We start from the raw sequence: 13,535 nt of genomic DNA on the forward strand, positions 1-13,535 counted from the left end.
GCCCGCTCCCACAGGCCATAAAAAAAGCCCCGCCAGTTACCTGGCGGGGCTTTTTTTCAGCCTGGATGATCAGACGAGCGGTTTATGCTCTTCTGCGGTTTCCAGTTTCTCTTCGAGCACTTGTTCAGCCGGTGCAGCAGGCGCTTCTTCAGCGACTACGGCAGCGCTGGCTTCGGCGGCGACCGCTGCAGCGGCGGCTGCGGCAGCTTCGGCTTCACGCTTGCGACGGCGTACTTCACGTGGATCGTTCGGCGCGCGACCGCTGCTGGTCAGGGCGCTGGCCGGTGCTTCGACAGCAGGTGCCGGCTCTTCAACCGGTGCTGGCTCGACAACTGGCGCAGGCGCTTCGACTGCTTCGACGGCAACCACTGGCTCGGCCACAACCGGTGCCTGGACTTCAGGCTCTGGCTCGACCGCGGCAACAGGCTCGACCACTTCAGCTGGCGCAGCAACAGGGGCTTCGACTACTGGAGCGATACTGGCTTCTACTGCTGCTGGTGCTTCGACCGGGGCAGTAAAGGGTTGCTCGACAACCGGTGCGGCAGCGACTTCAGCAGCCTGAGCGGTTTCAACCACTTCGGCGACTTCAGAGGCTTCAACCACTGGCTGAGCAGCTTCGACGACGACGGTTTCGCTGGTAGCAACTTCAACAACAGCCGGCTCTTCGATTGTGGCAGTGGCGCGTTCGGCCTGCTGGTTGGCTTCGGCTTCGGCAGCGGCGCTGATGTTGCTGGTGGCAACAGCGGCAGTCACGGCCAGGCCAGCGGCCAGTTCAGCACCCAGCTCGGTGGCTTGCGGCTGCTCTTCGCTGCCTTCTTCCGAACCTTCTACCAGGTTGCCGTTGGCATCGCGTTGACGCTCGCGACGGTTGCTGCGGCGACGCTGGCCACGGGAGCGGCGGCGAGGGCGTTCGCCTTCGGTGCCTTCCAGGTTGTCATCCTGCAGCAGCTCTTCGTTCGGCAGTTGCTCTTCAGCAGCTTCAGCAGCCTGTTCGGCTGGGCGAGGCTGACGCTCTTCACGCGGCGGACGCGGTTGGCGCTCTTCACGTGGGGCACGTTCTTCACGCGGAGCACGTTCTTCGCGCGGTGCGCGCTCTTCACGTGGTGCGCGTTCTTCGCGTGGGGCGCGTTCTTCACGAGGCTGACGCTCTTCGCGCGGGGCGCGTTCAGGGCGTTCTTCGCTTACGGCCGGGGTGGCTGCGTCCAGTGGCTCGCGCAGTTCGCGGACCGGACGGTCCTCGCGGGGGCGGCGTTCTTCACGTGGTGCGCGTGGTTGACGCTCTTCACGCGGTTGACGTGGTGCGCGCTCTTCACGGGCAGGTGCTTCTTCGCGGGCTTCGCGTGGCTGACGCTCTTCACGTGGGGCGCGCTCGGCACGTTCTTCACGCGGTTTGCGGTCTTCATCACGGCGGCCGTTGCGGTTGCGGCTCTGCTGGCGACCGTTGCGGCGTTCTTCGTTGCGCTGCGGGCGTTCGGTGGCAGGCTTCTCGGCAACCACAGGCGCTGCGGCGGCAGGTTCGTCCTTGCCGGCGAACAGGCTGACCAGCGACTTCACCAGACCTTTGAACAGGCTTGGCTCAGGTGTGTGCTGGACTGGAGCGGCCACTGGTGCGGCAGCTTCGGCAGGTACCGGGGCGTTGGCGCGGGCCGGAGCGGTCTTGACGGCGGCTTCCTGGCGCACCAGGGTGCGGGTGGCGGCAGTCGGCTGGACTTCTTCGGTCTCGGCGGCGGTGATTTCGTAGCTGGACTGGCCGCTAAGGGCTTCCGGGCTGTCGTCGCGCAGGCGCTGGACTTCGAAATGCGGGGTTTCCAGGTGATCGTTCGGCAGAATGACGATACGGGCCCGGGTGCGCAGCTCGATCTTGGTGATCGAATTGCGTTTTTCGTTGAGCAGGAAGGCTGCAACCGGAATCGGCACTTGGGCGCGGACTTCGGCGGTGCGGTCTTTCAGGGCTTCTTCTTCGATCAGGCGCAGGATGGCCAGCGACAGCGATTCGACGTCACGGATGATGCCGGTGCCGCTGCAGCGTGGGCAGACGATGCCGCTGCTTTCGCCAAGCGATGGGCGCAGGCGCTGACGGGACATTTCCAGCAGGCCGAAGCGCGAGATGCGGCCAACCTGTACACGGGCACGGTCGGCTTCCAGGCATTCGCGGACTTTTTCTTCCACGGCGCGCTGGTTCTTGGCCGGGGTCATGTCGATGAAGTCGATCACGATCAGGCCGCCGATGTCACGCAGACGCAGCTGGCGGGCGATTTCCTCAGCCGCTTCCAGGTTGGTCTGCAGGGCGGTTTCCTCGATGTCGCTGCCTTTGGTGGCGCGCGCCGAGTTGATGTCGATGGAGACCAGGGCTTCGGTCGGGTCGATGACGATCGAGCCGCCGGACGGCAGGTCGACGACGCGCTGGAAGGCGGTTTCGATCTGGCTTTCGATCTGGAAACGGTTGAACAGCGGCACGCTGTCTTCGTACAGCTTGATCTTGCTGGCGTACTGCGGCATCACCTGGCGGATGAAGGTCAGGGCTTCTTCCTGGGCGTCGATGCTGTCGATCAGTACTTCGCCGATATCCTGACGCAGGTAGTCACGGATGGCGCGGATGATGACGTTGCTTTCCTGGTAGATCAGGAATGGCGCGGCGCGGTCCTGGGAGGCTTCCTTGATCGCGGTCCACAGCTGCAGCAGGTAGTCGAGGTCCCACTGCATTTCTTCGCTGCTGCGGCCAAGGCCGGCAGTGCGCACGATCAGGCCCATGTCGGCAGGGGCGACCAGGCCGTTGAGGGCCTCGCGCAGTTCGTTGCGCTCTTCGCCTTCGATGCGACGGGAGATGCCACCGGCACGCGGGTTGTTCGGCATCAGTACCAGGTAACGACCGGCCAGGCTGATGAAGGTGGTCAGGGCAGCGCCCTTGTTGCCGCGCTCTTCTTTCTCGACCTGGACGATGACTTCCTGGCCTTCGCTGAGCACTTCCTTGATGTTCACCCGGCCTTCGGGCGACTTCTTGAAGTATTCGCGGGAGATTTCCTTCAGCGGCAGGAAGCCGTGACGCTCGGAGCCGAAGTCGACGAAAGCGGCTTCAAGGCTAGGTTCGATCCGGGTGATCCGGCCTTTGTAGATGTTGGCCTTCTTCTGCTCACGCGCGCCGGACTCGATGTCCAGGTCGTAGAGACGTTGGCCGTCCACCAGAGCTACACGCAACTCTTCGGGTTGAGTCGCGTTAATCAGCATTCTTTTCATGTAATACCGTCGGTTTCCGGGCTGCCGGAAACGGCGTTCGGCACACACGACTTCTCACGGTCTGTGTCAGGTGCGCAAGGGGTGGCGGGCCACCCCCGTGTCCAGCAACTTTCGAGTCCGACTGGTCACCCAGTACTGCCGAAGTCGCGACGACGCGTCCTGCTTGCTGTGGTGTCAAATGCACTCAGTCAGGAGGAGGAATCAGCCTTCGGCCGTGGACGCCCGTGGGGCATCTTGATCAAGACCGGGTCCGGTCGCCTGGCCAATAGGCCGGTGGACTGGACGCAGTGCTACACGGTCCGACGGTTGTGCATCTCCACCCTACACGTATCCCTGATAATTCGGGTGCTGCCGCGCGCTGAATCCGCAACGGGTTGCATTTTCGCCAGCTCCATACGGGAGCCCGCGCCTTTTATGTCCAAGGCTGGTATTTCCGAAGCCGTCGCCATGACTGCGTGAAATTGACGGCACTGACAGAGTGGCAGCGAAAAAAAACGTGGGGGAGGGTGAAATACCGCTCTTGTAGTTTTTTATCGGTCTTCTCTGCGCGGCGCTGGTGGCGATTCCAGGCATTTCTGTAAACTGGCGAAAGCCCCGTCGGACGGCCTCGCGTCCTCGAGAATTGCGTCGGTCAGGGCCGGCTATAAGCCGTGAGTCCGCTGGCCAGCCGCTTTTGGCGGCGTTCGCGACTATAGCAGCAATCATTAAGTGCTTCAAATCCATAAAAAATTGTTATGATTGGCAAATGACGACTAATGCCCCTCCGACCTCCGGCGTCCAGCTGATCGAGGTCGCGCCGGAACTTGCCGGCCAACGAATCGATAATTTTCTCATCACTGCGCTCAAGGGTGTTCCCAAGACCTTGATTTACCGCATTTTGCGTAAAGGCGAAGTGCGCGTGAACAAGGGCCGGATCAAGCCCGAGTACAAGTTGCAGGCCGGTGACATCGTGCGCGTGCCGCCCGTTCGTCTGCCTGAGCGCGACGAACCGGTGCCGGTGGCCCAGGGTTTGCTTCAACGTCTCGAGGCGGCGATCGTCTACGAAGACAAGGCCCTGATTGTGCTCAACAAGCCCGCCGGCATTGCCGTGCATGGTGGCAGCGGCCTGAATTTTGGTGTGATCGAAGCCTTTCGTCAGATGCGTCCGGATGCCAAGGAGCTGGAGCTGGTCCATCGCCTGGACCGCGACACCTCTGGCCTGTTGATGATCGCCAAGAAGCGCAGCATGTTGCGTCACCTGCACGCCGCCCTGCGTGGTGATGGTGTCGACAAGCGCTACATGGCGCTGGTTCGCGGTCACTGGGCTACCGCCAAGAAGCAGGTCAATGCCCCGTTGCTCAAGAGCAACCTGCGCTCCGGCGAGCGCATGGTTGAGGTCAACGACGAGGGTAAAGAGGCGCTGACGATCTTCCGTGTGCTGCGCCGTTTCGGCGAGTTCGCGACGATTGTCGAGGCGCGGCCGATCACTGGGCGCACCCACCAGATTCGCGTGCATGCCCTGCATGCCGGGCATTGCATCGCCGGCGACAGCAAGTATGGCGATGAAGATTTCACCCGCGAGATCCGCGACCTGGGTGGCAAGCGCCTGTTCCTGCATGCCTACGCCCTGACCGTGCCGCTGCCTGATGGCGGCGAGCTCAAGCTCGAGGCGCCGGTGGACGATATGTGGGCCAAGACCGTGGAGCGCCTGAGTGCAGCGTGATTACGACCTGCTGATCTTTGACTGGGACGGCACCCTCGCCGATTCCATTGGCCGGATTGTCGAGGCCATGCACCTGGCCGCCGGTCGCGCGGGCTATGCGACCTGCGATGACGAGGCGGTCAAGGGTATAATTGGCCTGGCGTTGCCCGAAGCCATCAGTGTGCTGTATCCGCACCTCGATGCTGTCCAGGTGGCTGCGTTCCGCCAGCATTACGCTGACGTCTACATGGCTCTGGACGACCAGCCTTCACCACTGTTCGACGGTGTGGTCGAGTCGCTGGAGGGCTTTCGTGCCGAGGGCTATCGCCTGGCGGTGGCTACCGGCAAGGCCCGCCGCGGGCTTGATCGGGTGTTGCGCGCCAACGGTTGGGAGGGTTACTTCGACATCACCAGGGCGGCCGACGAGAGTCGCGGCAAGCCGCACCCGCAGATGCTCGAGGAGATCCTTGCTCATTGCCAGGTCGAGCCGCAGCGTGCGTTGATGGTCGGAGATTCATCATTCGACCTGTTGATGGCCAGCAATGCCGGCATGCATTCGGTCGCGGTTGGCTACGGCGCAATGTCGCTGGAGGCCTTGAGCGCCTTCGGGCCACAGGTGTGTATCGATCATTTTTCGCAGTTGCAGGCCTGGCTTCGTCGTTCGCCTGTGGCGGCACATTCCAGGGTAGGTGAGCATGGCTGACGAGTGGAAGGCGCCCAGCGCCGAAGGCAACGAAGAGCAGAAGAGCTGGAAGCTGCTGGAGAAAACCCTGCTGGCCGGCGTTCAGGAGCAGCGTCGGGCCCGGCGCTGGGGGATTTTCTTCAAGCTGCTGACCTTCGTCTATCTGTTCGGCATCCTTGCCCTGTTTACTCCATTGATGGACATGGACAAGACGGCCTCGCGCAGTGTCAGCCATACCGCGCTGGTCGAAGTGCGCGGCATGATCGCTGACCAGGAGCCAGCCAGCGCCGACAATATCGTGGGTGGTCTGCGTGAAGCGTTCAAGGACCCGAAAACCAAGGCGGTGATCCTGCGCATCAACAGTCCGGGTGGCAGTCCGGTGCAGTCGGGTTACATCTACGATGAAATTCGCCGTCTGCGCGCCGAATACCCGGCAATCAAGCTGTACGCCGTCATCAGTGACCTGGGGGCTTCCGGTGCCTATTACATTGCCAGTGCTGCTGATCAGATCTACGCCGACAAGGCCAGCCTGGTTGGCTCCATCGGTGTGACTGCGGCCGGTTACGGTTTTGTCGGTACCATGGAGAAGCTGGGTGTCGAGCGCCGTACCTATACCGCGGGTGAGCACAAGGCCTTCCTCGATCCGTTTCAGCCGCAAAAGCCTGCGGAGACGGCGTTCTGGCAGGGTGTGCTGGAAACCACCCACAAGCAGTTCATTGCCAGCGTCAAGCAGGGCCGTGGCGAGCGCCTCAAGGACAAGGAGCACCCTGAACTGTTCAGTGGCCTGATCTGGTCGGGCGAGCAAGCATTGGCGCTGGGGTTGGTGGATGGCCTGGGCAGTGCTGGCTATGTGGCGCGCGAGGTGGTGGGGGAGAAGGAGTTGGTTGACTTCACTGTCGAGGAGTCGCCGTTCGACCGCTTCTCCAAGCGCCTGGGTGCCAGTGTTGCCGAGCACCTGGCCATGTGGATGGGCTTCCAGGGGCCATCGCTGCGCTGATTGTCTGGTGCATTGAAAAAGCCGACCCTTCGAGGTCGGCTTTTTATTTGTGTAGGAGCGGGCTCGCCCCGCGATATCGATATGACCGCTCGCTCCCGCAGGCGTCAGGGCAGGTTCACGCCTTCAGTCAGCAGCATATCCACCAGGCGAATCAGCGGCAGGCCGATCAGGCTGGTGGCATCCACCCCGTGGGTGCTCTGGAACAGGCTCACACCCAGGCCTTCGGCCTTGAAGCTGCCGGCACAGTCGTAGGGTTGCTCGGCGCGCAGATAGCGCTCGATGCGCGGCAGGTCCAGCTCGCGCATGTTCACCGTGAAGGGCACGCAGTCGACCTGGCAGTGGCCGGTAGCGCTGTTGAGCAGCGCCAGGCCGGTTAGAAAGGTGACGTGATTGCCGCTGGCGGCCAGCAGTTGCTCGCAGGCGCGTTCAAAGGTGTGGGGTTTGCCGAGGATCTGCTCGCCAAGCACGGCGACCTGGTCGGAGCCAATGATCAGGTGTCCGGGGTGGCTGTCGGCCAGGGCCTGGGCTTTCTCCCGGGCCAGGCGTTTGACCAGGTCAAGGGCGGGTTCTTCAATCAGGCGTTGTTCGTCGATATCCGGGGACGCCCAGCTAAATGGCAGGCGCAGGCGTTCGAGCAGTTCGCGCCGGTAAGGTGAGCTGGAAGCCAGTAATAAAGGCAGCATGATAGACTCCTGGGCAGGTGAAACGATTCTAACATGCTGAACGGGGCCGAATTTCCTTTGACAGGGGCGGGGGTCATCCCTAGAATGCTGCGCCTATGTTGAATGACCCGATTCCACCTCACGTTGACCCGCGCAAATTGGCCGATCGTGGTGTTTCCCTCGAAGGAACACTGCAACTCGCCGATTTGGAGAGACTCTGCGACCCGCTTTCCGACACTGTCGGTACGGTGCAGGCTAAATTCGATTTTGAGCGCGACGAGCAAAAGGCTGTGGTTATCCACACCGACCTGCACGTCGAGGTCAAGATGGTTTGCCAGCGTTGTCTTGAGCTGGTCACCCTGCCGATCCACAGCGAAACTACATACGCCGTGGTGAAGGAGGGTGCGAATACCCAGTCGTTGCCGAAAGGTTATGACGTGCTGGAACTGGGCGAAGATCCTTTGGATCTGCAGGCCTTGGTCGAGGAGGAGCTTCTGCTCGCCTTGCCTATCGTGCCTGCTCATCATCCGGAAGAATGCCAGCAGCCGGCGGGCGCCGATGAGCCCGAACCGAGCAAGGACGAGGTAACACGGTCCAACCCGTTCAGTGTATTGGCGCAGTTAAAGCGTGACCCAAACGTTTAGGAGTTAATCAATTATGGCTGTTCAGCAGAACAAAAAATCCCGCTCTGCCCGTGACATGCGCCGTTCGCACGACGCCCTCTCGGAAAACGCTCTGTCCGTAGAGAAAACCACTGGTGAAGTGCACCTGCGTCACCACGTATCGCCAGAAGGCGTATACCGTGGTCGTAAAGTGATCGACAAGGGCGCTGACGAGTAATCCTTGTCCGCTCAGATCATCGCGATTGACGCAATGGGCGGGGACTTCGGTCCCCGCAGCATTGTTCAGGCGAGTATTGCTTGCCTGTCGGCTACCCCCTCGCTGCACCTGACCCTCGTCGGTCAACCCTCCCTCCTTGAAGATCTTATCGCTGGCCAGTCGGCAGCGGATCGCGCGCGCCTGCAGATCGTGGCCGCCAGCGAAGTGATCGGCATGGACGAGCGGCCGTCCCAGGCGCTGCGCGGCAAGCCCGATTCGTCCATGCGCGTGGCCCTGGAACTATTGCGTGATGGCAAGGTTCACGCCTGCGTGAGTGCCGGCAACACCGGTGCGCTGATGGCGTTGTCGCGCTATGTATTGAAAACCCTGCCCGGCATCGATCGCCCGGCCATGGTTGCCGCCATCCCCACCCAGACCGGTTATTGTCAGCTGCTCGATCTGGGCGCCAATGTCGACTGCAGCGCGGAAAACCTCTACCAGTTCGCCGTGATGGGCTCGGTGGCCGCCCAGGCCCTGGGGATCTCCCGGCCGCGTGTGGCCTTGCTCAACGTCGGCACCGAAGACATCAAGGGTAATCAGCAGGTCAAGCTTGCTGCCAATCTGCTGCAGAACGCCCGCGGTCTGAACTACATCGGCTTCGTCGAAGGTGACGGACTGTACCGTGGCGAGGCGGATGTGGTGGTGTGCGACGGCTTTGTCGGCAATATCCTGCTCAAGTCCAGCGAAGGTCTGGCGACCATGATCGGCTCGCGCATCGAGGCCCTGTTCAAGGGCGGGCTTGGCGCGCGCCTGGCCGGGGCTGTGGCCATGCCGCTGCTGCGCCGGTTGCAGGCTGACCTGGCGCCGGCGCGACATAATGGCGCAAGCTTCCTCGGCCTGCAGGGCATCGTCATCAAGAGTCATGGTTCTGCCGGCGTGCAGGGCTTCCAGAGCGCCATCCAGCGGGCGCTGATCGAGATCCAGGAGAACCTGCCGCAACGCCTGCACGGTCGCCTGGAAGACCTGTTGCTTTAGGCATATGCCTCAGGAAGTGGTTAAATGTGACCGCTTGGTCCTCGTTACCATCCAACTCTTCAGTTTCTTGTGCTCAGCCTGGTGCTGGGCGCTTTATTTCCGACGACAAGATCACTAGGGGCTTGTTCAATGTCTGCATCCCTCGCATTCGTCTTTCCCGGTCAAGGTTCGCAGTCCCTCGGCATGCTCGCCGAGCTGGGCGCCCAGTATCCGCTGGTCATTGATACCTTCCGTGAGGCCTCCGAGGCTCTGGGCTATGACCTCTGGGCGCTGACCCAGAACGGTCCGGAAGAGCAACTCAACCAAACCGACAAAACCCAGCCGGCCATCCTCACCGCTTCGATCGCCTTGTGGCGCCTGTGGCTGGCCGAGGGCGGCGCGCGCCCGGCATTCGTTTCCGGCCACAGCCTGGGCGAATACAGCGCCCTGGTTGCCGCTGGCAGCCTGAGCCTGGGTGACGCTGTGAAGCTGGTCAAGCGTCGCGGCGAACTCATGCAAGAGGCCGTTCCGGCCGGGCAGGGCGCCATGGCGGCAATTCTCGGCCTGGACGACGCTGTCGTCGTGGGTATCTGCGCTGAAGCTGCCCAGGGCGAAGTGGTCAGTGCGGTCAACTTCAACTCGCCTGGCCAGGTCGTGGTCGCCGGTGCCAAGGCGGCCGTCGGGCGCGCCATGGAAGCCTGCAAGGCTGCCGGCGCCAAGCGTGCACTGCCGCTGCCGGTCAGCGTGCCGTCGCACTGTGAACTGATGCGCCCGGCTGCCGAGCGCTTTGCCGAGTCGGTCAATGCCATCGACTGGCAGGCCCCGCAGATCCCGCTGGTGCAGAACGTCAGTGCCGCCGTTGCGGCGGACCTCGACACCCTCAAGCGCGACCTGCTGGAGCAACTGTACAAGCCGGTGCGTTGGGTCGAGTGCGTGCAGACCCTGGCCGCCAATGGTGCGGTACAGCTGGTCGAGTGCGGCCCGGGCAAGGTTCTGGCCGGCCTGAACAAGCGCTGCGCCGACGGCGTCAACACCTCTAACCTCAATACCCCGGATGCTTTCGCCGCGACCCTCGCGGCGCAGGCCTGATTTAGGAGAAACTTGCATGAGCCTGCAAGGTAAAGTTGCCCTGGTTACCGGCGCCAGCCGTGGTATCGGCCAGGCTATCGCCCTGGAGCTGGGCCGTCTGGGCGCTACCGTGATCGGTACCGCCACCTCCGCTTCGGGCGCCGAGCGTATCGCCGCGACCCTCAAGGAGCACGGCGTCGCCGGTACCGGCCTGGAACTGAACGTGACCAGCGACGAGTCGGTCACCGCCACCCTGGCCAAGATCCAGGAGCAGTTCGGCGCGCCGACCATCCTGGTCAACAACGCTGGCATCACCCGCGACAACCTCATGCTGCGCATGAAGGACGACGAGTGGTTCGACGTCATCGACACCAACCTGAACAGCCTCTACCGTCTGTCCAAGGGCGTTCTGCGTGGCATGACCAAGGCGCGTTGGGGTCGTATCATCAGCATCGGCTCGGTGGTCGGTGCCATGGGTAACGTCGGCCAGGTCAACTATGCTGCTGCCAAGGCGGGCCTGGAAGGTTTCAGTCGCGCTCTGGCGCGTGAAGTCGGTTCGCGCGCGATTACCGTCAACTCGGTGACCCCGGGTTTCATCGACACTGACATGACTCGCGAGCTGCCTGAAGCTCAGCGTGAAGCCTTGCAGACCCAGATCCCTCTGGGACGTCTGGGCCAGGCTCAGGAAATCGCCAATGTGGTGGCTTTCCTGGCCTCTGAAGGTGCAGGCTATGTGACCGGCGCGACCATTCCGGTCAACGGCGGCATGTACATGTAAAATCGAATGTGACGGATTGCTTCAAAAAAATGTCATACGAGCTGTCTAAAATCCGTTATAAAGCTGCAATCAGATTCTAGTTGGTTGGCGGGTGTGGTCTTGTAAGGCGTGTTGCGCTTGAAAAGCAGACGTCTTTCTATACACTTACACACCGGCCAGCTGCCTGACATATGTCCATTAGGAGTGAAAACAAGGTATGAGCACCATCGAAGAACGCGTCAAGAAAATCGTCGCCGAGCAACTGGGCGTTAAAGAAGAAGAAGTAGTGAACACTGCTTCCTTCGTCGAAGATCTGGGTGCCGATTCCCTTGACACCGTTGAGCTGGTGATGGCTCTGGAAGAGGAATTCGAGACCGAAATCCCTGACGAAGAAGCCGAGAAGATCACTACTGTTCAAGCTGCTATCGACTACGTCACCAGCCACCAGGCCTAAGACGTTGTAGTCGTCGCTTCTTGTCATGGAAAAACCGCACTGCCTTCGCCGGCGTGCGGTTTTTTCTTTACAAGAGATGTAGTCAATTGAATAAGGAGAGTGCTGTGTCGCGTAGACGCGTCGTGGTCACCGGTATGGGTATGCTGTCGCCACTGGGTACGGATGTGCCGAGCAGTTGGCAGGGCATTCTGGCTGGCCGCAGTGGCATAGGTCTGATCGAGCATACTGACCTGTCTGCCTACTCCACCCGTTTTGGCGGCTCGGTAAAGGGCTTTGAAGTCGAGCAGTACCTGTCGGTCAAGGAAGCCCGCAAGCTCGATCTGTTCATCCAGTACGGCCTGGCAGCCGGTTTTCAGGCAGTGCGTAATGCCGGCCTGGAAGTGACCGATGCCAACCGCGAGCGCATTGGCGTGGCCATGGGCTCGGGTATCGGCGGCCTGACCAACATCGAAGAAACCAGCCGGACCTTGCATGATCAGGGCCCGCGGCGCATTTCGCCATTCTTCGTACCGGGTTCGATCATCAACATGATTTCTGGTTTCCTGTCGATCCATCTGGGTGTACAGGGGCCTAACTACGCTATTTCCACCGCTTGCACCACCGGTACCCACTGTATCGGCATGGCCGCGCGCAACATTGCCTTCGGTGAAGCCGACGTGATGATCGCCGGCGGTGCGGAAATGGCTGCCTGCGGTCTGGGCATGGGCGGTTTCGGTGCGTCGCGGGCGCTGTCGACCCGCAATGACGACCCGACCCGTGCCAGCCGTCCGTGGGACAAGGGCCGTGATGGCTTCGTCCTCGCCGACGGTGCCGGTGCGCTGGTACTCGAAGAGCTCGAGCACGCCAAGGCTCGCGGCGCGACCATCTATGCCGAGCTGGTTGGTTTCGGCATGAGTGGCGATGCCTACCACATGACCTCGCCGCCAGAAGATGGCAGCGGTGCTGCGCGCTGCATGGTTAACGCCCTGCGCGATGCCGGCCTGAACGCCAGTGACGTTGATTACATCAACGCACATGGCACGTCGACGCCAGCAGGCGATCTGGCAGAGTCCTCGGCGATCAAGTCGGTGTTCGGCGACCACGCCTACAAGCTGGCCGTCAGCTCGACCAAGTCGATGACCGGTCACCTGCTGGGTGCTGCCGGTGCTGTTGAGGCAATCTTCAGCGTGCTGTCGATCAACAGTCAGGTGGCGCCGCCGACCATCAACCTGGATGAGCCGAGCGAAGGTTGCGACCTCGACTTCGTGCCACACCAGGCGCGGACCATGCCGATCGAGGTGGTGCTGTCCAACTCCTTCGGTTTTGGTGGCACCAACGGCTCGCTGGTGTTCCGCCGGTTCGCCGGCTGATGCACAGCTGGGTCGATGGCCTGCCGGCAGATGCGCTAACGCTGCAAAGCCGGGGGCTGGCCTATGGCGATGGTCTGTTCGAGACCCTCGTCGTACGTGCCGGTCGGCCATCGTTGCTCGAGTACCACCTCGAGCGCCTGGCGCTGGGTTGCCAGCGCCTGGCGATCAGCGCCGATCACGGCCTGATTCGCGACGAGCTATGCCGTTACGCCAGCTTGCTGGGTGACGGCGTACTCAAGCTTATTGTTACCCGCGGCGACAGCCAGCGCGGCTATGCGCCGGCCGCTGGCGTGGCGCCACGGCGTATTCTCCAGGGCAATCCCTTGCCCGGTTATCCCGCACAACATGCCGAGCAGGGCGTTCGCCTGTTCGATTGCCAGACGCGCCTGGCCGAGCAGCCGTTGCTGGCTGGCCTGAAACACCTCAACCGCCTCGAGCAAGTGCTGGCCCGTGCCGAATGGCAGGATGCCGGGCATGCTGAAGGTTTGATGCGCGATGTTTCCGGGCGCATCATCGAAGGGGTGTATAGCAACCTGTTCCTGGTGCGCGACGGTCAGTTGCTGACTGCCGACCTGAGCCGCTGTGGTGTGGCCGGGGTGATGCGTGCAGCCTTGCTCGATCACGCCAGGGATGCCGCGATCCCCTTGCAGATAACCGACTTGAGCCTGCAGGACCTGCAGCAGGCCGACGAAGTATTCGTCTGCAACAGCGTCTATGGCATCTGGCCGGTGCAGGCTTTTACATCGCTGAACTGGCCGCCGGGGCCGCTCACCCGTAAACTGCAGGCCATTGCCCGTACGCTACTGGATACCTGATTT

General features: G+C 62.0%; 13 protein-coding genes. 11 read left to right on the forward strand and 2 right to left on the reverse strand.

The window, feature by feature from the left end; all coding sequences use genetic code 11:
• Window positions 1-69: 69 nt before the first annotated feature.
• Complete coding sequence (rne, locus tag CCOS864_RS08555) at window positions 70-3,234, reverse strand: ribonuclease E (protein ID WP_244211887.1); 3,165 nt, start codon at window positions 3,232-3,234, stop codon at window positions 70-72.
• A gap of 745 nt (window positions 3,235-3,979) precedes the next feature.
• Here rne and rluC point away from each other — a divergent pair.
• The 3 genes from rluC to CCOS864_RS08570 are packed head-to-tail and all read left to right on the forward strand — an operon-like array spanning window position 3,980 to window position 6,594.
• A complete protein-coding gene (gene rluC, locus CCOS864_RS08560) occupies window positions 3,980-4,936 on the forward strand; it encodes a 23S rRNA pseudouridine(955/2504/2580) synthase RluC (protein ID WP_115085919.1) in 957 nt (318 codons plus the stop codon).
• Window positions 4,926-5,618, forward strand: coding sequence for an HAD family hydrolase (locus tag CCOS864_RS08565; RefSeq protein ID WP_115085920.1), 693 nt, complete (start codon window positions 4,926-4,928; stop codon window positions 5,616-5,618). Before rluC ends, CCOS864_RS08565 begins: the two co-directional genes overlap by 11 nt.
• A complete protein-coding gene (locus tag CCOS864_RS08570) occupies window positions 5,611-6,594 on the forward strand; it encodes a S49 family peptidase (RefSeq protein WP_115085921.1) in 984 nt (327 codons plus the stop codon). Before CCOS864_RS08565 ends, CCOS864_RS08570 begins: the two co-directional genes overlap by 8 nt.
• A gap of 104 nt (window positions 6,595-6,698) precedes the next feature.
• Here the strand turns inward: CCOS864_RS08570 and CCOS864_RS08575 are convergent, their stop codons facing one another.
• Complete coding sequence (locus CCOS864_RS08575) at window positions 6,699-7,277, reverse strand: Maf family protein (protein ID WP_115085922.1); 579 nt, start codon at window positions 7,275-7,277, stop codon at window positions 6,699-6,701.
• A gap of 95 nt (window positions 7,278-7,372) precedes the next feature.
• Between CCOS864_RS08575 and CCOS864_RS08580 the strand changes: the two genes are divergently transcribed.
• The 8 genes from CCOS864_RS08580 (at window position 7,373) to pabC (ending at window position 13,532) form a co-directional block, all read left to right on the forward strand.
• On the forward strand, window positions 7,373-7,900 hold the full coding sequence (locus CCOS864_RS08580) for a YceD family protein (protein ID WP_115085923.1): 528 nt from the start codon (window positions 7,373-7,375) through the stop codon (window positions 7,898-7,900).
• 13 nt (window positions 7,901-7,913) lie between these two features.
• Entirely contained in the window at window positions 7,914-8,096 is a 183-nt protein-coding gene (rpmF, locus tag CCOS864_RS08585) for a 50S ribosomal protein L32 (protein WP_010223221.1), read from the forward strand.
• A 3-nt stretch (window positions 8,097-8,099) separates the two neighbouring features.
• On the forward strand, window positions 8,100-9,110 hold the full coding sequence (gene plsX / locus CCOS864_RS08590) for a phosphate acyltransferase PlsX (protein WP_115085924.1): 1,011 nt from the start codon (window positions 8,100-8,102) through the stop codon (window positions 9,108-9,110).
• Between the two features lie 129 nt (window positions 9,111-9,239).
• A complete protein-coding gene (gene fabD / locus CCOS864_RS08595; protein ID WP_115085925.1) occupies window positions 9,240-10,178 on the forward strand; it encodes an ACP S-malonyltransferase in 939 nt (312 codons plus the stop codon).
• A 16-nt stretch (window positions 10,179-10,194) separates the two neighbouring features.
• The gene (fabG, locus tag CCOS864_RS08600) at window positions 10,195-10,935 is read left to right on the forward strand and encodes a 3-oxoacyl-ACP reductase FabG (RefSeq protein ID WP_115085926.1); all 741 of its coding nucleotides are present in this window, start codon (window positions 10,195-10,197) and stop codon (window positions 10,933-10,935) included.
• Between the two features lie 196 nt (window positions 10,936-11,131).
• Entirely contained in the window at window positions 11,132-11,368 is a 237-nt protein-coding gene (acpP, locus tag CCOS864_RS08605; RefSeq protein WP_003175607.1) for an acyl carrier protein, read from the forward strand.
• 104 nt (window positions 11,369-11,472) lie between these two features.
• Window positions 11,473-12,717 carry a beta-ketoacyl-ACP synthase II gene (fabF, locus tag CCOS864_RS08610; RefSeq protein ID WP_115085927.1) on the forward strand — a complete coding sequence of 415 codons (1,245 nt, stop codon included), beginning with the start codon at window positions 11,473-11,475 and terminating at the stop codon, window positions 12,715-12,717.
• The gene (pabC, locus tag CCOS864_RS08615) at window positions 12,717-13,532 is read left to right on the forward strand and encodes an aminodeoxychorismate lyase (protein ID WP_115085928.1); all 816 of its coding nucleotides are present in this window, start codon (window positions 12,717-12,719) and stop codon (window positions 13,530-13,532) included. The genes fabF and pabC overlap by 1 nt, the downstream gene beginning before the upstream one ends.
• Window positions 13,533-13,535: the final 3 nt, after the last annotated feature.

Origin of the sequence: Pseudomonas wadenswilerensis (genome assembly GCF_900497695.1) — a bacterium.
GTDB lineage: Bacteria > Pseudomonadota > Gammaproteobacteria > Pseudomonadales > Pseudomonadaceae > Aquipseudomonas > Aquipseudomonas wadenswilerensis.

What these genes read in the sequence shown, in the direction of transcription:
- pabC (WP_115085928.1), top strand. Translation starts at nt 12,717, where the DNA reads ATGCACAGCTGGGTCGATGGCCTGCCGGCAGATGCGCTAACGCTGCAA.
- rne (WP_244211887.1), bottom strand. Translation starts at nt 3,234, where the DNA reads ATGAAAAGAATGCTGATTAACGCGACTCAACCCGAAGAGTTGCGTGTA.
- CCOS864_RS08580 (WP_115085923.1), top strand. Translation starts at nt 7,373, where the DNA reads ATGTTGAATGACCCGATTCCACCTCACGTTGACCCGCGCAAATTGGCC.
- rpmF (WP_010223221.1), top strand. Translation starts at nt 7,914, where the DNA reads ATGGCTGTTCAGCAGAACAAAAAATCCCGCTCTGCCCGTGACATGCGC.
- CCOS864_RS08575 (WP_115085922.1), bottom strand. Translation starts at nt 7,277, where the DNA reads ATGCTGCCTTTATTACTGGCTTCCAGCTCACCTTACCGGCGCGAACTG.
- rluC (WP_115085919.1), top strand. Translation starts at nt 3,980, where the DNA reads ATGACGACTAATGCCCCTCCGACCTCCGGCGTCCAGCTGATCGAGGTC.
- CCOS864_RS08570 (WP_115085921.1), top strand. Translation starts at nt 5,611, where the DNA reads ATGGCTGACGAGTGGAAGGCGCCCAGCGCCGAAGGCAACGAAGAGCAG.
- fabG (WP_115085926.1), top strand. Translation starts at nt 10,195, where the DNA reads ATGAGCCTGCAAGGTAAAGTTGCCCTGGTTACCGGCGCCAGCCGTGGT.
- fabD (WP_115085925.1), top strand. Translation starts at nt 9,240, where the DNA reads ATGTCTGCATCCCTCGCATTCGTCTTTCCCGGTCAAGGTTCGCAGTCC.
- acpP (WP_003175607.1), top strand. Translation starts at nt 11,132, where the DNA reads ATGAGCACCATCGAAGAACGCGTCAAGAAAATCGTCGCCGAGCAACTG.